24 protein-coding genes are annotated in these 20996 nt (G+C 69.2%); 20 read left to right on the top strand and 4 right to left on the bottom strand.

Annotated elements, in window-relative coordinates; genetic code table 11:
* The first annotated feature begins 107 nt into the window (after positions 1-107).
* From PKD89_RS12050 to PKD89_RS11970, 17 genes are all read left to right on the top strand, one after another.
* A complete protein-coding gene (locus PKD89_RS12050) occupies positions 108-689 on the top strand; it encodes a sigma-70 family RNA polymerase sigma factor (RefSeq protein ID WP_287379480.1) in 582 nt (193 codons plus the stop codon).
* Positions 686-1033 carry a zf-HC2 domain-containing protein gene (locus PKD89_RS12045; RefSeq protein ID WP_289010558.1) on the top strand — a complete coding sequence of 116 codons (348 nt, stop codon included), beginning with the start codon at positions 686-688 and terminating at the stop codon, positions 1031-1033. Before PKD89_RS12050 ends, PKD89_RS12045 begins: the two co-directional genes overlap by 4 nt.
* Positions 1034-1126: 93 nt before the next feature.
* Positions 1127-1264: a hypothetical protein gene (locus tag PKD89_RS12040; protein WP_287379482.1), complete on the top strand. Its 138-nt coding sequence runs from the start codon at positions 1127-1129 to the stop codon at positions 1262-1264.
* A 37-nt stretch (positions 1265-1301) separates the two neighbouring features.
* A complete protein-coding gene (locus PKD89_RS12035) occupies positions 1302-2402 on the top strand; it encodes a zinc-dependent metalloprotease (RefSeq protein WP_289010559.1) in 1101 nt (366 codons plus the stop codon).
* A 25-nt stretch (positions 2403-2427) separates the two neighbouring features.
* Entirely contained in the window at positions 2428-3327 is a 900-nt protein-coding gene (locus PKD89_RS12030; protein ID WP_289010560.1) for a tRNA lysidine(34) synthetase, read from the top strand.
* Between the two features lie 45 nt (positions 3328-3372).
* Positions 3373-3987 carry a hypoxanthine phosphoribosyltransferase gene (gene hpt, locus PKD89_RS12025; protein ID WP_289010561.1) on the top strand — a complete coding sequence of 205 codons (615 nt, stop codon included), beginning with the start codon at positions 3373-3375 and terminating at the stop codon, positions 3985-3987.
* Positions 3988-5910, top strand: a complete 1923-nt coding sequence (ftsH, locus tag PKD89_RS12020; protein ID WP_289010562.1) for an ATP-dependent zinc metalloprotease FtsH — start codon at positions 3988-3990, stop codon at positions 5908-5910.
* 23 nt (positions 5911-5933) lie between these two features.
* Positions 5934-6590, top strand: coding sequence for a GTP cyclohydrolase I FolE (gene folE / locus PKD89_RS12015; RefSeq protein ID WP_425591252.1), 657 nt, complete (start codon positions 5934-5936; stop codon positions 6588-6590).
* Positions 6591-6658: 68 nt separating this feature from the next.
* Positions 6659-7705, top strand: coding sequence for a dihydropteroate synthase (folP, locus tag PKD89_RS12010; protein WP_289010564.1), 1047 nt, complete (start codon positions 6659-6661; stop codon positions 7703-7705).
* Positions 7705-8325 carry a hypothetical protein gene (locus tag PKD89_RS12005; RefSeq protein ID WP_287390784.1) on the top strand — a complete coding sequence of 207 codons (621 nt, stop codon included), beginning with the start codon at positions 7705-7707 and terminating at the stop codon, positions 8323-8325. The genes folP and PKD89_RS12005 overlap by 1 nt, the downstream gene beginning before the upstream one ends.
* A 7-nt stretch (positions 8326-8332) precedes the next feature.
* The gene (gene folB, locus PKD89_RS12000; RefSeq protein ID WP_287390785.1) at positions 8333-8731 is read left to right on the top strand and encodes a dihydroneopterin aldolase; all 399 of its coding nucleotides are present in this window, start codon (positions 8333-8335) and stop codon (positions 8729-8731) included.
* The gene (gene folK / locus PKD89_RS11995) at positions 8731-9177 is read left to right on the top strand and encodes a 2-amino-4-hydroxy-6-hydroxymethyldihydropteridine diphosphokinase (protein ID WP_287379490.1); all 447 of its coding nucleotides are present in this window, start codon (positions 8731-8733) and stop codon (positions 9175-9177) included. Before folB ends, folK begins: the two co-directional genes overlap by 1 nt.
* Positions 9178-10011: a DUF2520 domain-containing protein gene (locus PKD89_RS11990; protein WP_289010566.1), complete on the top strand. Its 834-nt coding sequence runs from the start codon at positions 9178-9180 to the stop codon at positions 10009-10011.
* Positions 9999-10934 (top strand): pantoate--beta-alanine ligase, encoded by a 936-nt coding sequence (gene panC, locus PKD89_RS11985; RefSeq protein WP_289010567.1) that lies wholly within the window; start codon positions 9999-10001, stop codon positions 10932-10934. The genes PKD89_RS11990 and panC overlap by 13 nt, the downstream gene beginning before the upstream one ends.
* A complete protein-coding gene (locus PKD89_RS11980; protein WP_289010568.1) occupies positions 10931-12658 on the top strand; it encodes an L-aspartate oxidase in 1728 nt (575 codons plus the stop codon). Before panC ends, PKD89_RS11980 begins: the two co-directional genes overlap by 4 nt.
* A 131-nt stretch (positions 12659-12789) precedes the next feature.
* Positions 12790-13674 (top strand): carboxylating nicotinate-nucleotide diphosphorylase, encoded by an 885-nt coding sequence (gene nadC / locus PKD89_RS11975; RefSeq protein WP_324332464.1) that lies wholly within the window; start codon positions 12790-12792, stop codon positions 13672-13674.
* Positions 13675-13907: 233 nt separating this feature from the next.
* A complete protein-coding gene (locus PKD89_RS11970; RefSeq protein ID WP_349257348.1) occupies positions 13908-14600 on the top strand; it encodes a glycosyltransferase family 2 protein in 693 nt (230 codons plus the stop codon).
* Between the two features lie 42 nt (positions 14601-14642).
* Here the strand turns inward: PKD89_RS11970 and PKD89_RS11965 are convergent, their stop codons facing one another.
* On the bottom strand, positions 14643-15398 hold the full coding sequence (locus tag PKD89_RS11965; RefSeq protein ID WP_289011233.1) for a DUF1801 domain-containing protein: 756 nt from the start codon (positions 15396-15398) through the stop codon (positions 14643-14645).
* 115 nt (positions 15399-15513) lie between these two features.
* Here PKD89_RS11965 and PKD89_RS11960 point away from each other — a divergent pair, with 115 nt between their 5' ends.
* Positions 15514-17025 carry a carotenoid oxygenase family protein gene (locus tag PKD89_RS11960; protein ID WP_289011234.1) on the top strand — a complete coding sequence of 504 codons (1512 nt, stop codon included), beginning with the start codon at positions 15514-15516 and terminating at the stop codon, positions 17023-17025.
* Positions 17026-17128: 103 nt separating this feature from the next.
* Here PKD89_RS11960 and PKD89_RS11955 read toward each other — a convergent pair whose 3' ends face one another.
* Positions 17129-17782 (bottom strand): class I SAM-dependent methyltransferase, encoded by a 654-nt coding sequence (locus PKD89_RS11955; protein WP_289011235.1) that lies wholly within the window; start codon positions 17780-17782, stop codon positions 17129-17131.
* A gap of 111 nt (positions 17783-17893) precedes the next feature.
* Here PKD89_RS11955 and PKD89_RS11950 point away from each other — a divergent pair, with 111 nt between their 5' ends.
* Together PKD89_RS11950 and PKD89_RS11945 are read left to right on the top strand one after the other, a co-directional pair.
* On the top strand, positions 17894-18118 hold the full coding sequence (locus tag PKD89_RS11950) for a type II toxin-antitoxin system Phd/YefM family antitoxin (protein WP_289011236.1): 225 nt from the start codon (positions 17894-17896) through the stop codon (positions 18116-18118).
* The gene (locus tag PKD89_RS11945; RefSeq protein WP_289011238.1) at positions 18115-18507 is read left to right on the top strand and encodes a type II toxin-antitoxin system VapC family toxin; all 393 of its coding nucleotides are present in this window, start codon (positions 18115-18117) and stop codon (positions 18505-18507) included. The genes PKD89_RS11950 and PKD89_RS11945 overlap by 4 nt, the downstream gene beginning before the upstream one ends.
* 10 nt (positions 18508-18517) lie before the next feature.
* On the opposite strand, the gene PKD89_RS11940 is transcribed toward PKD89_RS11945, so the two are convergent.
* Together PKD89_RS11940 and PKD89_RS11935 are read right to left on the bottom strand one after the other, a co-directional pair.
* On the bottom strand, positions 18518-19561 hold the full coding sequence (locus PKD89_RS11940) for an acyl-CoA desaturase (RefSeq protein ID WP_349257347.1): 1044 nt from the start codon (positions 19559-19561) through the stop codon (positions 18518-18520).
* Between the two features lie 224 nt (positions 19562-19785).
* Positions 19786-20874: a ferredoxin reductase gene (locus tag PKD89_RS11935; protein WP_289011240.1), complete on the bottom strand. Its 1089-nt coding sequence runs from the start codon at positions 20872-20874 to the stop codon at positions 19786-19788.
* Positions 20875-20996: the final 122 nt, after the last annotated feature.

The following is a 20996-nucleotide window of genomic DNA, read 5'->3' as shown; positions in this document are numbered from 1 at the left end:
AGCACCGACCCGGCCGTCTGGGAATCCCCAGGCGAACGGGTCGGTGTGTCGCGCCCGACAAGTTAGGGTCTGGCATCGCCGATCAAGCCACCTTTGCCGACGACGCCATGGAGTACGCGGACAGCCTGTACTCGGCGGCCATGCGGATGACCCGCAACCCTGCCGACGCCGAGGATCTGCTGCAGGAGACGCTCCTGAAGGGCTATCGGGCCTACGGCCGTTTCGAGGCCGGCACCAACCTGCGCGCATGGCTCTTCCGCATTCTGACCAACACGTTCATCAACTCCTACCGGTCCAAGCAGCGTCGACCCGACGAGTCCGACCTGGCCGACGTGGAAGACCTGTTCCTGTATCGCCGTCTCGGTGGACTGGAGATGGCTCGGCGGGGGCGTTCAGCCGAGGACGAGCTGATGGACCTGTTCACCGAGGGTGAGGTGACCGACGCGTTGGAGGCGCTGCCGGACCATTTTCGGGTGCCGGTGTTGCTCGCCGACGTCGAGGGTTTCTCCTACAAGGAGATCGCCGAGATCCTCGACATTCCCATCGGCACGGTGATGAGTCGGCTGCACCGTGGAAGAAAGGCGTTGCAGAAGTCGTTACACACGTTTGGAGTCGAGCGCGGCTTGGCCGACCCCGACCCCGACGACACCAAGGCATCCGCCCCGACGACCGCACCGAGTGCACCATGACCAGCCCCAACGCTGAACCGTTCGACGCACAAGCATCCGGCGCCGAAGAGGTAACCGTCGAGTCCCAACCTGTCGCTCATCGGCACGGGGGATCGGACAACCCCTGCCAGAGCGCGCTCGACGGCCTGTACCAATACGTCGACGGCGAGATGTCCGAGGAGGGCCGCCTTCAGCTGGAGATGCACCTGCGCGACTGTGTCGGGTGTGAGAACGTCTTCGGTTTCGAGTTTCAGGTGAAGCGTCTGATCGCCACGCGCGGTCGAACCCGCTGTCCGGACGAGGTACGGGCCCGCCTGGTGACGGTGATCCAGACCTACGCCATCGAGACCCAACCCGACGCGTGAGCACTTCGGGACGTGGCACAGTTCGTCCCTCGCCCGGTTGGTCGGGGCGCCCCCGAGTGTTGCGGCAGTGCCAGGCCGATCTAGGATGGGACCATGCTCGCCTTGGAACACATCTGGCACTACTGGGTGGCCATCACTTTGGCGCTGTCGGCCATCTTGCTCGCCGTGAGCATCGTGGTTGGGTACATGCGTTCGGTGGTCAAGCCCCGCTACCCCGGCCCGCGGGACTGACCCGGCGCCGTCGGGGATGTCCTACGGTGGTCCCCACATGACCGAGGCAGTCGACTGGACGCTGGCTACGAAGCTGGCGAAACGCGTGGCGGGCAACGATCCCCTCGAAGATTCCTATCGGTCGGGCACGTTGGCGGCCGATGTCGCCGAGTTCACGCCCCTGGCCCAGCAGCTCGTCGAAGCGGAGACCGGCTGGCCATCGGCTTCCGGGCCGGCCCGGGCGCGCGTGGTGGACCGCGGCGGTTGGGTGCAGGCCAATATCGGTTCGTTCCAGCGCCTGCTCGCCCCGCTTCTCGAGCGGATGGGCGAGACCATGACCGGGGCGTCGGCTTACGTGGCCCCCAAGGTGGCCGCCGCCGAGATGGGGCTGATCCTGGGTTGGATGTCACGTCGCGTGCTCGGCCAGTACGACCTGTTGGTGACCGAACCCGGCTCCGGTGCGACCGGTGAGGGTGCGGGCGAAGCCGACGACCAGGACGTGGTGTACCTGGTTGGGCCCAACCTGATGGCCCTGGAGCGCAAGTTCGGCTTTCCCCCTCGCGAGTTCCGCCTGTGGGTGTGCGTGCACGAGCTGACCCACCGGGCGCAGTTCACCGGTGTGCCCTGGCTGCGGCCCTACTTCCTCGAACAGGTTCAGCTGCTGCTGTCGGCGGCCGAGCCCGACCCCACCCGATTTCTCGCCGCACTGGGTCGCCTGGCGGAAGCGATCCGCACCGGCGTCAACCCGCTGGACGAGGGCGGCTTGTCGGCGCTGTTCGCCGGCCCCGAACAGCGGGCGGCCATGGACCGGCTGGCCGGGCTGATGAGCCTGCTCGAAGGTCACGGCGACATCGTGATGAACCGGGCGGCCGGCGATCGCATCCCATCCTCGGAACGGTTCCATGAGGTGCTGTCGGCGCGGCGTAGCGCTGCGGGTCCGGCGGCGCTGATCCAGAAGCTGATGGGCATGGAGGCCAAGATGCGCCAGTACGAGGAGGGCGAGCGTTTCATCGAGACGATCGAAGCCGCCCATGGCCGGTCCGGGCTTGACCGGGCCTTCCAGTCGGCCGACACCGTGCCGACGCTGAGCGACATCCGCGATCCGGAGGCGTGGATGGCCCGCGTGGGGTTGGGGAAGCGGTCGCTCGCCCGCAGGTGAACGCCGACCCGTGTGCGTGGGCGCCGTGAAGCTGAGCGATCACCACCTGGTTCAAGCCCTGCTCCCGAGATGCACCTTTCCCGAGGTCGGGGCCTCGCTGCGTTGCGGATGGTCGGGAGGCGCCGACTCGACGGCGCTGGTCGTGCTGGCGATAGCCGCCGGTTGCCGGGTGGAGGCGGTCCACGTCGAGCACGGGCTGCGGTCGGGCAACGACGATCGCTCCCGGCTCGACGCGATGGCCGAGCGCCTGGGAATCGCCGTGCGCACCGAAGCGGTGGAGGTTGCCCCCGGCCCCAACCTGGAGGCCAGGGCCCGGACAGCACGCCGGGGCATTCTCGGCCCGGATGCCGCCACCGGCCATACCGCCGACGACCAGGCCGAGGGGGTGCTGCTGGCGATGCTGCGCGGTGCCGGCCCGTGGGGGCTGGCGGGAATGAGCGACGGGCCCACCCACCCCCTGTTGGCGCTGCGTCGCTCCGACACCGAGGGGTTGTGCCGGTCTCTGGGGCTGATCACGGTGGAGGACCCGACCAACGCCTCGGCGGTGCACCGCCGCAACCGGGTGCGCAACGAAGTGATCGGTTTGCTCGGCGATGTCGCCGAGCGGGACCCGGTGCCTCAGCTGTGTCGCCTGGCGGCCCACCAGCGGGAGCTGGCCGACCTGCTCGATGCGCAGGCCGGCCAGGTCGACATCAGCGCACCCTCGGCGCTGGCGGGGCTCCCGCGTCCGGTGGCGGTCGCGGCGCTGCGTCGATGGTGGCGGGAGGCGACCGGCCTGGAGCATCCTCCCGACCACCGCGCGCTCGAGCGCATGCTGGCGGTGGCCGATCCGGGCGGCCCCCCAGGGGCCGACGTCGTCGCCGGATGGCGAGTGGCCCGCACCGCCGGTCGGATTCGGCTGGTTCGTGGCGGGCCGGACAGCTGAGCGCGGCGTAGGTCTCGCCGGGGGGCCGGCAGTAAGTTGCCCGGTGTGACCACACAACCCGATGGTGCCACCGGACCAGCCGACGCCGCAGCGCCTGCCAGCTCAAGTTCCGACCGTTTGAGCACCGATCGCCACATCGGCCCGGTCCTGTTCAGCGCCGAGCAGTTGGCGCAGCGGATCGCACTGCTGGGGGCGCAGATCACTGAGGACTACGAGGGGCGGGCGCCACTCCTCGTCGGCGTGCTGCGCGGCGCCTCGGTGTTCCTGACCGACCTGGTGCGGGCGATCGACCTGCCGGTGTCGATGGATTTCATCGCCGTGTCCAGTTACGGGTCGGCCACACAGACCTCCGGCGTGGTGCGCTTGGTCAAGGACCTCGACGAAGATCTGACCGACCGGCACGTCATCCTGGTCGAGGACATCGTCGACACCGGTCTCACGCTGCGTTACCTGCGCAAAAATCTGGGCGCCCGCGGCCCGGCCAGCCTCGAGGTGGCCACGTTGTTGGCCCGCCACTCGGCCGACGTGTCCGGCCAAAATGTCGGCTACGTCGGCTTCGAAATCCCCGATGACGCCTTCGTCATCGGCTACGGCCTCGACCTCAACCAGCGGTACCGCAACCTGGGCTACATCGCGACCTACGTCGAAGTCGGCCGGTAGTTGAGCGCAGCAGTGAAGCTGAAGAAGCGTCGTCGCCAGGTGATCGTGGGCGGCGTGGTGTTGTTCGTGATCGCCGTGGCCGCCTTCGTGGCCGTCCGCGCGCTGGGCAGCGACCCCACCGAGCTTCGCTACGACGAGTTGATCGATCGGGTGAAGGACGACCGGGTTGAGAAAGCCACGCTCTACTCCGCCCAGGGGCGGGTGACCGGCACGTTGCGCGGCGGCGAGGAGTTCACCGCATCGGTCCCAACCGAAGGTTCCGACGGGCTGGCCCGATCGCTCACCCGCTCCGGCGCCGAGCTTGAGGTCGACACCGCTGCATCGTCGTGGTGGGAGGACCTGTTCCTGAACGTCGGGCCCACCCTTCTGATCCTTGGCGCCTTCCTGTACTTCATGATCAACATGCAGGGTGGCGGCATCGGCGGGCTGCGCATCGGACGCTCCGGAACTAAGACCCGACCCGATCAGAGCGAGGTGACCTTCGCCGACGTGGCCGGTGCCGACGAGGCGGTGGCCGAACTGTCCGAGATTCGCGACTTTCTCGCCGACCCCGACCGGTTTGCTGCGATGGGGGCCCGCATTCCCAAGGGCGTGCTGTTGTTCGGCCCGCCGGGCACCGGTAAGACGCTGCTGGCCCGGGCGGTCGCCGGGGAGGCCGGGGTGCCGTTCATGTCGCTGTCGGGGTCGGACTTCGTCGAGATGTTCGTCGGTGTCGGGGCCAGCCGGGTGCGCGACCTGTTCAAGCAGGCCAAGGAGGACGCGCCGGCGATCATCTTCGTCGACGAGATCGATGCGGTCGGCCGGCAACGAGGGGCCGGGTTGGGCGGCGGCCACGACGAGCGGGAGCAGACGCTCAACCAGTTGCTCGTCGAGATGGACGGCTTCGACCCGTCGACCGGCGTGATCTTGATGGCGGCCACCAACCGTCCCGACATCCTCGATCCCGCCCTGTTGCGCCCGGGCCGCTTCGACCGTCAGGTGGTCGTCGATCGCCCCGACCTGGCCGGACGGCTGGCCATCCTCAAGGTTCACACGAAGGGCAAGCCGTTCTCCGAGCAGGCCAACCTGGAGGTGCTCGCCCGGCGCACGCCGGGCTTCACCGGTGCGGACTTGGCCAACGTGGTGAACGAGGCCGCCATCCTCACCACCCGCGAGGGACGTGATCAGGTGAGCGAGGCCGACCTGACCGAAGCGATCGACCGGGTGCTGGCAGGTCCCGCCCGGCGCAGCCGCATGATGTCGGAGGCCGACAAGTTGACGATCGCCTACCACGAGGCCGGCCACGCCGTGCTGGGTCGGGTGCTCGAGCACACCGACCCGGTGCACCGGGTGTCGATCGTGGCCCGCGGGCAGGCGCTGGGGTGGACGCTGTCGCTGCCCGAGGAGGACCAGTACCTCACCTCAAGGGCCCAGCTGCTCGACCGGATGGTGATGATGCTCGGGGGTCGGGTGGCCGAGGAGCTGGTGTTCGGTGAGATCACCACCGGCGCGGCCGACGACATCGAGAAGGTGACGGATCTCGCCCGCCGCATGGTGTCGGAGTTCGGCATGAGCGAACGCCTCGGGCCGCTGCACTACGGCAGCGATGAGCCCCAGGTGGCCGGGCGCGACCCGCACGGAGTGAAGCTGTCCGACGACGTCGCCGGCCAGGTCGATGCCGAGATCGCCCGGCTGGTCAACGAAGCCTCTGCCCGGGCGACCGAGCTGCTCCGGGCTCACCGGGGGATGCTCGACCGCCTGGCCCGTCGCCTGGTCGATGAGGAGACGGTCACCGGCGACGAGCTCGACGGACTGCTGATCGACCCGCCCGACGGGACCGACACGACCCATGCTGCGGCCCCACCCACCGATCCGGTTGTTGGTGGTGCGTCCGACGCCATCGATGCGCCGGGTGCCCTCGACGAGAAAGGTGCGACTCCATGATCGACCCCACCCCCCAAACCCCGATGACCGACCCCACACCCCACGCCTCGACGAACAGCCCCGCCCCGTCCCCGGGCCGGCTCGAGACACCCGACCCGACGGCGGAACCGCAAGGGACCTCGGTCGATCTTCCCCGCGTCGAGGCGGCGGTGCGCGAGCTGCTCGCCGCGATCGGCGAGGACCCAGAGCGCGACGGCCTCCTCGACACACCGGCCCGGGTGGCGCGCATGTACGCCGAGGTGTGCTCCGGGCTGCACGACGACCCGCGCCGTCACCTGCGCACGACCTTTGAGGCCAACCACGACGAGATGATCATGGTGCGCGACATCACCTTTCACTCGCTGTGCGAGCACCACCTGGCGCCGTTCAGCGGACGGGCCCACGTCGCCTACATCCCCAACGAGGAGGGCCGCATCACCGGGCTGTCCAAGCTGGCCCGCCTCACCCTGGGCTACGCCGCCCGGCCCCAGGTTCAGGAGCGGCTGACCACCCAGATCGCCGAGGCGATCGAGGAGGTGCTCGCACCGCGCGGGGTGCTGGTCGTCGTCGAGGCCGAACACCTGTGCATGGCCATGCGTGGGGTGCGTTCCTCCGGTTCGACCACGGTCACCTCGGCGGTTCGCGGGCTGTTCCGCACCGATGTGGCTGCCCGGGCGGAGGCGATGGGGCTGATCGGCTGAGGCCGGGGCGCGTCGACCCGGTGGGCGGCCCGTTTCCGGATCCCCCCAACTGGTTCTAGTCTGTGCCGGTGACGTCCCATGCCCCTTCAGAGCGACGCGCCCCGAGCGCTGTCGACGAGGCTGCCTCAGCGCACGCCCCCGGGGGCTGTGACGCGTCGGCCGAGCCGACCGACGGCGTGCTGGTGATGGGCATCCTGAACACCACGCCCGACTCGTTCTCCGACGGCGGCACCTTCCTGGCCACCGACGATGCGGTCGCCCACGGCCGGATGATGATCGCCGAGGGCGCCGCCATCATCGACGTCGGTGGGGAGTCGACACGGCCCGGTGCCCAGGCCGTATCCACCGCCGAGGAACTCGCCCGCGTGATCGACGTGGTTGAAGCGCTCAGCGAGACGACAATGGTGTCGATCGATACGCGCAGCGAGACGGTGGCCCGGGCTGCCGTCGCCGCCGGCGCCGGCATCATCAACGATGTCGGTGCCGGCCTGGGCCATGTCGCCGCCGACCTGGGTGTGGGCTGGATCGCCATGCACAGCCCTGCACCCCCGACGGTGATGGCCGAGCACTGCGGCTACGAGGATGTGGTTGCTGAAGTGACCGAGGCGTTGGCCGGCGCGGCCGCCGAGGCGGCCCGGATGGGCGCGCCCAAGGTGTGGATCGATCCCGGCATCGGCTTTGGCAAGGACCTGGGCGGAAACCTCGACCTGCTCGCCCACCTCGATCACCTGGTCGCCACCGGCTGGCCGGTGGCGCTGGGCACCAGCCGCAAGTCCAGCCTCGGCGTGCTCAGCGGGCGCGCCGACCGGCGGGCGACCCCCCCGGTCGCCGGCAGTGCCACCCTGCGGCTCGACGGGGACAACCCAGTGGTTGGTGGTCGTTCGACCGGCGACCTTGTGGTGGCCAACCCGCCTGCCGACGATCGGCTGGAAGCATCGCTGGCGACGGCGGTGTGGGCGGCATGCGCCGGGATCGACCTGCTGCGAGTCCACGACGTGGCCGCCACCATGGCAGCGCTGACGGCCGCCGGGGTTCCCCCCCGCTCGTCCGCCGCCAGCGGAGTCTCAACCACCGGAGGCGCCCCCGCCTCCCAACCCATCCCCAAGGAGCGCTGATGCCGAAAGGCAAATGGGCACAGGGCATCACCCCACGGAACTTCCACTGGGTCATCACCGACCGCCTCGCCGTGTGCGAACGGCCGGGCGGCTACGGCGAAAGCCACCGAAAGGTGCGCCGCCAAGAGGAGATCATCTGGATCCGCGAGCAGGGCTTCCACCACGTGGTCAGCCTCTCGACCAGCCCCCACAACCTGCACAACTACGACGAGCTGGGGGTGGCATGGCTGCACCGTCCCTTCCCGCGCAACGACGACCTGCCCCGCTACCTGCAGACGATCTACGAAGACCTCAGCGGTCACATCGCCGCCGGCAACGCAGTGCTGTTCCACCAAGAAGAGGTGTCCGACGCCCTGGTCGGCCTGATGGCCGGTTACGTCGTGTGGTCCAACCTGGTGCCCGAAACCCACAAGGCAACGGCGGTGACCGAACAGATCGTCGGCCGTCGTCTCGGCCCGGCCGGCCGCGACCTGGTGACGACCGCCGTCTTGATCCGAGACACCCCGCTGCCGCCGCGCCCCCAGACCCCAGCGGCGCCGGTCATCGACGAGACCGCCGACCCGGACGGGGCCGACGAGTCCGACGAGACCGGTGAGTCCGCCGATCCGGCGGGGGACTGAGCACAGCGTGGTGACAACCGATCAGATCGAGTTGGCGGGGCTGCGGGTGATGGCCAGCGTCGGGGTGCTCCCCGAGGAGCGCTCGCGCCCCCAGCCCCTCGAGCTCGCCCTCGTCCTCACCGCAGACCTCGCACCGGCGGGTGCCAGCGATGCGTTGGCCGACACGATCGACTACGGCGCGGTCACCGACGCGGTCGTCGCCGCCTGCGCCCAGCAGCACTACGACCTGCTCGAGCGCCTGGCCCAAGTGGTCGCCGATGCTGCACTGTCCGAGGGTCGCAGCGACGGTGAGGCCGGCGCCCGGGTGGACGAGGTCACGGTCAGCGTCCGCAAGCTGCGCCCACCGGTGCCCCACGACCTGGCGTTCGCCGGAGTGCGGATCACCCGACGTGGGGCGGTGGGTTGATGCGCACCTTCCTCAGCCTCGGCTCCAACCTGGGTGACCGGCGGGCCACGCTGCGCTTTGCGGTCGACTCGCTTCCCGACCTGGTGGCGGTATCTCCGGTGTACGAGACCAACCCGGTGGGTGGCCCGCCCCAAAACTCCTTCCTCAACCTGGTCGTCGAGCTCGACACCAACCTGCGCCCTATCGAGCTACTTGGCCTATGCCATCGCTTGGAGGGCGCCGCCGACCGCGTGCGCGGCGAGCGCTGGGGCCCGCGGACCCTCGACATCGACATCGTTTGGATGGATGGCGTGGAGCTGGACGATCCGGACCTCACCATCCCGCACGTCCGCTGGAAGGAACGCCGCTTTGTGTTGGCGCCGATGCGCGATCTGGCCCCGGACCTGGTGTCCGAGGTTGACGTCGAGCAGGCCGAAGGCCGGGTGACCCAGACCGATCCCCTCTAGTTGGGTCCGGTTATTCCGAGCGATGACATCACCTCGAGCGGGGCCGACACCACGTCGGCCGGGGGAGCCGGGCCGTTTCCGGTGCGGGTGCTCGGCCGCGGCCGAATGGGCTCGGCGCTGGCCGGCGCGTTGGCCGCTTCCGGGTGGGAGGTCGATCTGGTTGGGGGTCGAGGCCCTCACGTCGCAGCGTCCGCCGACGGGGCGGCGCTGCTCGTGTTGTGCGTGCCCGATGGGGCGGTGGCCGACGTGGCAGCAACGGTCCAGCCGAACCCGGTTGGTGGCGCGGTCGTCGCCCACTGCGCCGGTGCACTGACACTGGACGTGCTCGCTCCCCACGCACGGCGTGCCAGCCTCCACCCGTTGGTGGCGGTGCCCCGCGGGTCCGCTGGGCCGGCTGCGCTTAGGGGCGCCTGGATGGCGCTGGCCGGCGACCCGGTGGTCGAGGCGCTGGCGTCGGCGTTGGGGGCACAGACCTTTCGGGTGGCCGACGAGCACCGCGTCGCCTACCACGCTTCGGCCGCGATCGCCGCCAACCACCTGGTCGCCCTGCTCGGCCAGGCCGAGCGGGTGGCCGGCGGCGCCGGCGTCCCGACCGAGGCGATCATGTCGCTGGCCGAAGGGGCGCTGGCCGGCGCAGCCCGCGTCGGCACGGCCGAGGCGCTCACCGGCCCGGTCGCCCGCGGGGACTGGCCCACCGTCGCCGCCCACCTCGCAGCGCTCGCGCCCGACGAGCGCCCGGCCTACGAGGCGCTGGCCCGCCAGGCGCTGCGCCTGGCGTGGCCTACCATTCGGGCCGCAACCGATGAGGGGAGTGCTCCGCCGTGGAGGTCCTGAGCACGATCGATCAGGTCCGGGCCCGCACGGCCCGGGCTCGTGCCGCCGGAGGCATGGTGGGCCTGGTGCCGACGATGGGCGCCCTGCACGCCGGTCACGTCAGCTTGATCGGCGCCGCCGTCGCCGACGGCTGCGATGCGCTGGTCACCGTCTTTGTCAACCCGCTGCAGTTCGCCGCCGGCGAGGACCTCGACGCGTACCCCCGCCCGATCGAGGCCGATCTGGCTGCCGCACAAGCGGCTGGTGCCACATGGGTGTTCGTGCCCGGGGATGGCGAGATGTACCCACAGGAACCGCTGACGACCGTGAGCGTCGCCGGCTTGGGTGATGCGATGGAGGGCGCCTCGCGCCCCACGCACTTCGCCGGCGTGGCGACGGTGGTGACCAAGCTGTTCGCCATCACCGGAGCTTGCCGTGCCTACTTTGGTGAGAAGGATTTCCAACAGTTGGCGATCGTCACCCGCGTGGCGGCCGACCTGTCCCTTCCGGTCGACGTGGTCGGGTGTCCCATCGTGCGCGAGCCCGATGGGCTGGCCCTATCGAGCAGAAACGTCTACCTCACCCCCGACGAGCGCACGGCGGCGCCGGTGCTACACCGGGCGCTCGTCGAGGCGGCCGACTTGATCGCCGCCGGTGAGCGCAGCGTCCAGGCGGTGCGCGCCCATATCGAGGCGCGCATCACCGCCGAACCGCTGGCGCACTTCGACTACGCCGAGGTGGTCGATCCGACCACGATGCAACCGGCCGAACTGGCACTGCCCGGGGTGCGGATCCTCGCGGCGGCCCAGTTCGGCATCCCCCGCCTGCTCGATAACGTCCCCACCGATCCGGCCGGCACCTCGCCTGCGATTGCTCTGTCGACAAGCGATCTTGAGGTTTCGACCGGTGACCGAGCACCCAGACGCGGAGGACGCGACACATGAACGAACTCGACCTGTTGGTGTTGGGCTCCGGTGTGGCCGGGCTGTCGGCGGCGGTGCGGGCGGCCGAGGCGGGGCTGTCGGTCGGCGTGCTGACCAAGGGTGAGCTCGAGCAGGCGACCACGCGCTGGGCTCAGGGTGGGGTGGCCGCAGCGCTGTCGCTCGATCCGGAGGAGCTCGATCTGCACTTGGCCGACACCTTGGCAGCAGGCGCGGGGTTGTGCGACCCGGCGGCGGTGCGGGTGTTGGTCGATGAGGGGCCTCGCCGGGTTCAGGAGCTGATCGCGCTCGGCGCGGTCTTCGACATGGACGAGGCCGGCGAGTTCCAGCTGGCACGCGAGGGCGGGCACAGCGTTCCGCGCATTCTCCACGCCGGCGGGGCGGCCACCGGGCGCGAGGTGGAGCGCGCGCTGGTGCACGCCGTGAAGGCCACCGCGGCCGCCATCCACGAGCAGGCATTCGCCACCGACCTGGTGTTGTCGCCCGATGGTTCGCAGGTGGTCGGGGTGACGGCGCTGAACGCCGACGGCGTCTCGATCGAGGTGGCTGCCCGCAATGTGCTGTTGGCCACCGGCGGCGCCGGACAACTGTTCTGGATCACGACCAACCCCCGGGTGGCCACCGGAGACGGCGTGGCGATGGCGATGCGAGCCGGCGCCGTCGTCGCCGACTTCGAGTTCTTCCAGTTCCACCCGACGGCGCTCGCCCTGCCGTCGATGCCCCGCCCCCTCCTGTCGGAGGCACTGCGCGGGCACGGCGCGCTGCTGCTCGACCGCCACGGCGACCGCTTCGTCGACGAGCTGAAGCCCCGCGATGTCGTCAGCAGGGCGATGACACGCACGATGCTCGACCAGGACGTCGACCATCTGTGGCTGGACGCGACGGTGCTCGACGATTTCGCGTCGCGGTTTCCGTCGATCGCCGCCGACCTCACCGCCGCAGGTCTCGATCCGGCCAAGGACTGGCTGCCGGTCGCTCCGGCGGCCCATCATCAGTGCGGCGGCATACTCACCGACCTGGACGGCGCCACCTCGTTGCCCGGCCTGTGGGCCGCCGGCGAGACCGCTTCCACCGGGGTGCACGGGGCCAACCGGCTGGCCTCCAACTCGCTGCTCGAGGGCATGGTCTTTGGGCCCCGGGTGGCCGAAGCGGTGGCGGCGGGCCGACGGGGTCCGCAAGCGACCGGGGCGATGCGTACGCTGCTCGGCAACGGCGCGGCCGGCCCCGCCCCCGGGTCCGGCTCCAGCACGCCGTCCGGCTCCGATGCCGGGTCCGGTGCGACCGCCGGGTCCAAAACCGCCGCCAGCGGCATCGGCGGCCGTGCGGTGTCCCGGCCGGCCAGCCCGGTGCCCAAGTGGCCGCAGTCCGACGATGCGTCGGCCGGCAGGGCGGTCCCGGCCGACGTCGGTGACTTCGAACAGGCGGACGCCGACACGGCGATCGCCGACCTGCGGGAACGCGTGCAGCGGGCGATGACCATCGGTGCCGGGGTGCTGCGTTCGGCGGACAGCCTGAACACCGCCCGCATCGAGCTGGAGACGGTCGGCGCCGCGCTGGCCGGCACGGCCCGCACCCGCTCGGCCGAGGAGGTGCGCAACCTGGTCGACCTGGGGGTAGCGATGATCGACGTCTCCATGGCCCGGGAGGAGAGCCGCGGCTGTCATACCCGGGAGGATTTTCCCGACGCCTCCGACCGGTTCCGCCTGCGACTGCTGCTCGGCGGCTAACTCGCCCGGCGCCTCGGGCCGGCATCGAGTTGGGTGGCTGGGTCGTGAGCGCTCGAAGTGGCGACCGACCCGAGTCGGGAGGCGACCGGGCCCATGGGTATCGCCCGCTTCGCGACGGCAACAATGGTGCGATGAGCAGCCCCGTCGACGACTACCTGTCCCCGCCGCGATTCGAGGTGCGGTCCGCCGTGCAGCGCGCGCTGGCGGAGGACCTCACGCCGCTGGGCGACCTCACCAGCGTGCTGGTCCCTAATGACGCTGTTGCGGTGGCGCAGTTTCGGGCCCGTCAACCGGGCGTGCTGGCCGGGGTCGAGTGCGCGGCCGAGACGTTTGCCCAGGTCGATCCGGCGCTCGAGGTCTCCTGGATGTTGACCGACGGCGCCCGCCTGGAATCGGGATCGGTGATCGCCACGGTCGAGGGCCGACTGCGAACGATGTTGACCGCCGAGCGCACCTCCCTCAACTTCTTGTCACATCTGTCGGGCATCGCCACCCTGACGGCGACGTTCGTCGATCGGGTGGCGGCGGTCGGGTCGCCCACCCGGGTGTGGGATACCCGCAAGACGCTGCCCGGCCTGCGCTCGCTGCAGAAGGCCGCGGTGCGCGCCGGGGGAGGGCGCAACCACCGGGCCAACCTGTCCGATGCGATCATGGTCAAGGACAACCACCTCACCGGACTGGGCGCCGCCGAGGCGGTGGCGCTGGCCAAGGACCGCTGGCCCAACCGCACCGTCGTCGTCGAGTGCGAGGACCTTGATCAGATGATCGTGGCCATCGAGGCCGGAGCGGACTCGGTGCTGCTCGACAACATGTCGCCCGAGCAGGTCGGCGAGTGCGTCGTCCGGGCGGCCGAGCTGCAGAGCGCCTCGCCCCGCCGGTGCCTGCTCGAGGCCTCGGGCGGTATCAACGTCGACACCGTCGCCGCCTACGCGGCGGCAGGCGTCGACCTGGTCTCCTCGGGCACGCTGACCAACTCGGCCCCGGCCCTCGACATCGGCCTCGACATCGTCACCTGAGCAGCGACAGTAAAGACACCCATGCCCCATCTGGGTGTCTTTACTGCTGGACGTCCGACAGTAAAGACACCCAGTTCGACCGTGGGTGCGATTACTGCGGGCACTCGCACGGGATCGCGGCGCCCCTGGCCGCCTGAGCTTCCCTGCCGTCAGCGCACCGTGGGAGAATGTCGGGTCCCCTGCCCCAAGGAGAAGTCGTGACCTCCGATGTTCGACCGGTGCTCTCGGTCGTGATGCCCGCTTACAACGAAGAGGAAACGTTGGTGGCCTCGGCCACACGCGTGCTCGAGTCGCCGTGGTGCGCCGAGCTGGTGATCGTCAACGACGGCTCGACCGACAACACGCTTGCGTTGGCACGCTCGCTCAATGACCCTCGCGTCGAGGTGTACGACCAGGGCCACAACCAGGGCAAGGGTGCGGCGCTGCGCCGTGGCTTCACCGAGGCGACGGCCGAGTATGTCGTCGTCCAGGATGCCGACCTCGAATACGACCCGGCCGAATTCGGCGTGCTGCTCGAGCCGCTGCTCGACGGTCGGGCCGACGTGGTCTACGGCTCGCGGTTCCTCGCCGGCGGCCCGCACCGGGTGCTCTATTACTGGCATTCGGTGGGTAACCGCTTCCTCACCACCATGTCGAACATGTTCACCAACCTGAACCTGACCGACATGGAGACCTGCTACAAGATGTTCCGCCGTGAGGTGATCCAGAGCATCGAGATCGAGGAGGACCGCTTCGGTTTCGAGCCGGAGATCACCGCCAAGGTGTCGGCCCGCAATTTGCGCATCTACGAGACCGGCATCAGCTACTCGGGTCGCACCTACGACGAGGGCAAGAAGATCGGCTGGCGAGATGGTGTGCAGGCCGTGCAGTGCATCTTGCGTTATTCGCCGATGGGAACCCGCCTGAGGCGCCTCACCGGGAGCTAGCCCCAGGAACTGGCCGGTCGACGGTCAGCTCGAGCCTTTCGATCAGTAGGTGGTCGTGTCGGTGAGGTTGCCGTCGCTGTCGTAGCTGGTCCAGGTGCCGGTCCGCTCGCCGACCCGGAAGGTGCCGACCTGCTTGAGGCTGCCGTCCTTGTCGAACCACTTCCATCGCCCGCTCGGCTTGCCGTCCTTCATGCGGCCTTGGGCCTTCAGCTGGCCATCGGGGTAGTACTCCGATCGGATGCCCCGGTCGACCGCACCCAGCTCGGCCAGCTTCAGCGAGACCATCAGCCGCAGTACCGATTTCGGCAGCGGGGTGTCGACGTCGAAGTGGATGCCGGATCGGGTCGTGACGTAGGCGTCGAGCCGCTCGCCGGCGGCCTGGGTCGTGCTGCCGCTGTGGGCGTAGTAGCCGCAGTGGTTCTTGTTGGCCGAGTAACCGGCGACGGAGATGCCGTCGAGCTGCACCGCCGGCATCGAGTAGCTCATCGCGTCGCGCCCGTGGGGGAGGAGTTCCAGCAACGTGGCTCTGACCGTGCGCAGGGTCTCGCGTTGCTGCGACGGCGCTGCGTCGAGGTACGCGTCCACCTCGGCGGTGTCCGAGGCGCGGGTGTCGGTTGCGAAGGCCTTGCCGGCCTCGTCGAGCGCGTCGCCGAGGATCGCGACCGCCTTCGGCCCGACGCCGTGCAGTTCGCCGAGCTCGGCCTCGCTCCAGCCGGCGAGGTCGGTCAGCGAGACGATGCCGGCCCGGGTGATGGCCCGGGTCGCGGGAGAGCCGATGTTGGGTGGAAACTCAGCCATGGGTGAACGCTACCGGTGGCTCCGGCGTATGGCAGTGATTTGGTGAGGCGTCGACGATCCTCAGGAATGAGGCAAGTTCGAGGCGCTTGCCTGGAAGGGTCGTTATCGTCTCGCTGTGCAGCAGCGGCCCATGAACCGAAGGCAGTTTCTCACCCGAGCCGGGGGCGGCGCCGTTGGCCTCGCCGCATTCCCCAGCCTGCTGACCGCCTGCGGCGGAAGCGGCACCGAGGTGGGTGCCAGCGCCTCGTCGACCGCTGCCGCACCGTCGACCACGCGTGCGCTCATCGAAGTCGCCGGCGATACGCCGTGGTGGCTGCAGGGCAACTTTGCTCCCGTGGTCGATGAGGTGGCGTCGACCTCGCTCAAGGTCACCGGCTCGATCCCTGAGGCGCTGGCCGGGCTGTACGTGCGCAACGGTTCCAATAGCCGGGCAGGTACATCGGGGCACTGGTTCGTCGGCGACGGAATGGTGCACGGCGTGCATCTTGAGGATGGACAGGCCCGGTCCTATGCCAACCGCTGGGTGCACACCACCCTGTTCGAGAGCGGCGGGGGGATCGCCGACGCCGGGGTACCCGGCGCCGACATCGGCTACAGCAACGTGTCGGCCTTCACTCACAATGGTCGGCTGTTCACCTCGGGTGAGATCGGATTTCCCTACGAGCTGTCGCCCGGGGACCTGTCGACGATTGGCGTTCACGACTTCGCCGGCAAGCTCGACACCAACATGACCGCACACCCGAAGGTTGACCCTGAGACGGGCGAGCTGCACTTCTTCGGGTACGGGCTCTTCGAGCCCTTTCTCACCTATCACGTCGCCGATGCCCAGGGTCAGCTGATCCACTCGGCGCAGATCGAGGTGGGCAGATCGACGATGGTCCACGACTTCGCCATCACCGATCGCGACGTCGTGTTCTGGGAGTTTCCGGTCGTGCTCGATCTGTCGCTGGCGGCCGAAGGGACCAGCCTGCCCTTCCGGTGGGAACCGGAGTACGGCGCCCGAATCGGGGTGATGCCCCTCGGCGGGACCAACGCCGACATCCGCTGGGTGGAGGTGCCGCCGGCCTACGTCTTCCACAGCATCAACGCTTTTCGGGACGGAGACGAGATCGTCGTCGACGTCAGCCAGTTCGAAACGATGTTCGAGGCCGGCCCGCTGGGTCAGGCACCCGAGCTGCATCGCTGGCGCATCAACACTGCCGGCAAAGAACTGGCGTTTTCCGACGAGACCCTCGAGGCCGACCTGCACATGGACCTGCCCAGCAGGGATCCCCGGCGGGTGGGGCGGCCCTACCGCTACGGCTACATGATCGAGGCGGTCGCCAACCCCGACACCGTGCAGCTGGGCGGGCTGTACAAGCACGACTTCGACACCTTCACCCAGGAGTACTTCAACCCGGGCGCCGATCGGGTATGTGACGAGGGGCTGTTCGTGCCCACCGGCGACGCCGAGGACGACGGCTATGTGTTCACCTACAGCTACAACGCCGAGCGCGACGGCAGCGACCTGCTGATCCTGGCCGCCCAGGATTTCGCCGCCGAGCCGGTGGCGACGATCGAGCTACCCCAGCGGGTGCCCCACGGGTTCCACGCAACCTGGGTCGCGGCCGACAAGGCAGTGTCGTGAGCCAGCGAATGACCGGTGAACCGAGCGTCGCCACACGAGGGTGTCCGGACGGTCCGGGTCCAGTGGGACCGTGATGGCGGTGAGCAACGGCGACGGCTGAGCCTCAGCTTCGCCAGTGCACCGACCAGGTACCCCAGCCGGCCGATGAGGCGACGCCCGACCAGGCACCGGGCAGCGCTCGGTCTACGTCTGGGGCCGGCAGGCCGATCGGTGTAGCGGCGCCCCGGGAGTTCACCCAGATCAGCACCCCGCTCGGCGCCAGCACCCGCTCGACTTCGCCAGGAAACAGGAAGGCGTTGATCAAGAAGATCGCATCGACCGATCGGTCGGAGACCGGCAGGCACGAACCATCGGCCTGCACGCGGGAGGGCGCCCGCCCAGCCGAACGCTGCAGCATCTCCAGCGAAAGGTCCAGCGTGATCATCTCGGGAAACACCGGCGTCAGATGGCGGCTGTTGATCCCGTCGGCGCCCCCGACGTCGAGGGCGATACGGCGCTCGGCCGCCGGAGCGGCCGCCAGCCCCCGGTCGAGCGCGTCGAGGATCGGCGCCTCCCGGCCGGTCACATCGCGGCTCGACCAGTCCTCCGCCAGGCCATCGAACAGCTCGGTGACCCGTCGGCGGCGTTCGTCGGTCCAACTGCCGGGAGCGAACGCGGCAGCCAGCGTGACCCTTCGCATCGGGTGGTCCGCCGACATCCCGGCGTACGGAGCGTCGCCCGCTGGCCCATCGGTCACCACCGGCAGGTGGGAGATCATCGAAGGGACTCGGCTGATCGGGCAGCAGGCAGGCTGGCAAACAGGTGCATCATGGAGATCACCGTACGACTTGGCTTCAAACCTCGATGTGACCAACTAGACTTGGTTACCATGGTCATCCAAATGAATGTTGCCGAGGCGAAGGCCAAGCTGTCCGAGTTGTTGGATGCGGCTGCTGCTGGAAATGATGTGGTCATCGCCCGGTCCGGACGTCGGGTCGCCCGGCTGGTGCCAATCGACGAACCACCACCGCGTCGGCTCGGGTTTCTGCCGCTCGACGTCCCCGATGCGCTGTTTGAACCTCTGTCCGACGAGGAACTGGCCAGCTGGGAATGACCAAGGTGCTACTCGATACCCACGCGCTGGTGTGGGCGGTGAGTGCACCCTCCCGCCTCGGCGCTGAGGCGAGGGCCTTGATCGAGGAGCCATCGACCGACATTTGGGTGTCGGCGGCCACAGCTTGGGAGCTGGCAACCAAGACCCGACTTGGCAAGTTTCCCGAGGCGGAGCCCATCGTCGCCCAGTACCGCGCGGCGGTCGACACGCTTGGCGCGGTCAACCTTTCCGTGGCGCCGGAACACGCGCTGCGGGCCGGAGGTTTGCGTTGGGATCACCGCGATCCGTTCGACCGCATGCTGGCAGCCCAGGCAATGCTCGAACACGCGATCCTGCTCAGTGGAGACTCAGCATTCGTGGCGCTGGCCGGGCTCGACGTCCGCTGGTAGCGGCGAGCAATCAGCGGCTGAAGATCTTGCGGTACCAGGCCTTGGGGCCGAAACTCTCGGGCAGGGCCAAGGCGCCGATCTTGCGGACGACCGTGCCGAACTGCTGGATCAGGCCGCCCCTGTTGTACTCCAGTCCAAACTCCTCGCACAGTTCCTGCACCCGGGGCGCCATCTCGGCGTAGCGACGGGCGGGGATGTCTGGGAACGCGTGATGCTCGATCTGGTGGCTGAGGTTGCCGGTCATCAGATGGAACAACTGGTTGCCGTCGATGTTTGCCGACCCGAGGATCTGCCGGGCATACCAGTCGCCCCTGGTTTCGCCCTCGATGATGTCCTCGGGGAACTGCTCGACCCCGTCGGGGAAGTGTCCGCAGAAGATGATCACGAACGTCCACAGGTTGCGCATCAGGTTGGCGGTGAGGTTGGCGCCGGCCACCGGCAGGAACCCGGGGCCGGTGAGGGCCGGGAACAGCACGTAGTCCTTCAGCGCCTGCTTGCCCGACTTCTGGCCGATCTCCTTGAGGAGCGGCTTCACGTCGGCAAACGATCGTCGGCCCCGCTGGATTTCCTCGAAGTGGATCTCATGGAGGGCGATGCCGTGATCGAAGTTGAACGCCATCACTGTCGCGAGCACCGGGTTGAGCAGGAACACCGGCTTCCACGGGTGATCCTCGGACATGCGCAGCGTGCCGTAGCCGACATCGCGATCGCGGCCGATGACGTTGGTCCAGGTGTGGTGCTCCTCGTTGTGGGAGTGCTTCCAATGCTCGGACACCGACGGGTGATCCCACTCCCACACCCGGGAGTTGATCTCATCGTCACGCATCCAGTCGTACTGGCCGTGCATGATGTTGTGGCCGATCTCCATGTTGTCGATGATCTTGGCCAGGCCCAGCGACACGGCACCGGCGACCCACAGCGGCGGCAGGAACCAGCCGAACAGCGCCAAACGGCCACCGACCTCCAGCTTGCGTTGAGCGGCGATCACCCGGCGGATGTAGTTGGCGTCGACGGTGCCCAGGTCGGCACGGACCTGCTCGCGCAGCTCGTCCATGGCGGCGCCGAACGCCTCGGACTGCTCGAGGGTAAGGCCGCCGGCCCGGGGGGTGGGCTTGGTGTCGGGTGCGTCGGTGCTGCGCTCGGTGGCCGTGTTGTCGGCATCGGTGCGCCGAGTCGGGAGGGTTTGGGTGGAGAGGGGGCGGGAGATGGTTGCGGTCATGTGGTTCCGATCGTGAGGTGCGGTGAAGGGGGTCTGGCGTGGGGGTGGAGCCGGTGGGGTTACAGGGCGATCTCGACGTCGCCGGCGGCGACTGAGACACATACCTGCACGTGGGTGCCGGGGTCGGAGGTGAGCTCACCGGTGCGCACGTCGCGCACGCATCCGGACTCGAGGGGCACGACGCAGGTGTGGCAGATGCCCATGCGGCAGCCGGAGGCGGGGGAGAGGCCGGCGGCCTCGGCGCCGTCGAGCAGGGTGGTCGAGCCGTCGAGCACGGTGTCGCCGCCGGAGCTGGTGAAGCTCACCCGGCCGCCTTCGCCACCGGCGGCAGCGGGGCGCGCCTTGGGAACGAAGCGCTCGATGTTGAGGCGGTCGGCGACGTCGGCCGAGCCGAACGCGGTCTCGACGTCGTCCAGCATCGGCGCGGGGCCACAGGCCCATGCGGTGCGGCTGCGCCAGTCCGGGCACTCCCGGTCGAGGCGTTCGACGGTGAGGGCCAGCTCGGGCGGCGGCGCACCAACGCCGGTGTGGGCGACGTTAACGGTGAGGCCCGGGGTGCGCTTGTCCAGCTCGGCCAGTTCGGCGGCGAAGATGGTCTCGGAGGCGTCGGGCGCGTGGTGCAACAGCACGACGTCGTGGCACTCCTCCGCGCCGACCAGCGTGCGGATCATCCCCATGGCGGGGGTGATGCCCGAGCCGCCGGTGATGAACAGCATGGGGTTGGTGCGGTCGGCGGGCAGGTGGAAGTCGCCGGAGGGCTGCTCCAGCGTGAGGTAGTCGCCCGGCTCGGTGCCGTAGACGAGGTGGTTGGACACCAGCCCCTCGGGCATCGCCGACACCGTGATCGAGATGAGGCCCTCCGAACGCTCCGGGTTGGAGGTGAGCGAATAGCAGCGTCGGTGGCGCACGCCGTCGATCTCGACGCCGACCGTCACCCACTGGCCGGCCTCGTAGCGTCCGAAGCCGCGGCCGGGATGGATGGTGATCGTGGCGCTGCGGTGGGTCTCGGGGGTGACCGACACCACCCGGCCCTTCAACGAGGTGGATGACCACAGCGGGTCGAGCAGCCCCAGGTAGGCATCCACCGGCAGCGGGCTCGACAAGGCGTCGGCAACCCGGCGGAGGACGGGGCGGGTTTGAGTGAACATGTGTGCACTGTAACGGTGTTTGAGGTTTCAGTCAACAGGTGTTCACTGAAAAGTTGCTCAGCTCCGATCGGCGCCCGCGTTGGGCCGCGACCGCTACCGTTCACGTCGTGACCTTTCCCAAC

It is taken from the genome of Candidatus Neomicrothrix sp., from assembly GCF_035329545.1.
GTDB lineage: Bacteria > Actinomycetota > Acidimicrobiia > Acidimicrobiales > Microtrichaceae > Microthrix > Microthrix subdominans.
Note: the sequence above shows the minus strand (reverse complement) of the source record. Positions and strands in the feature narration are given on the sequence as shown.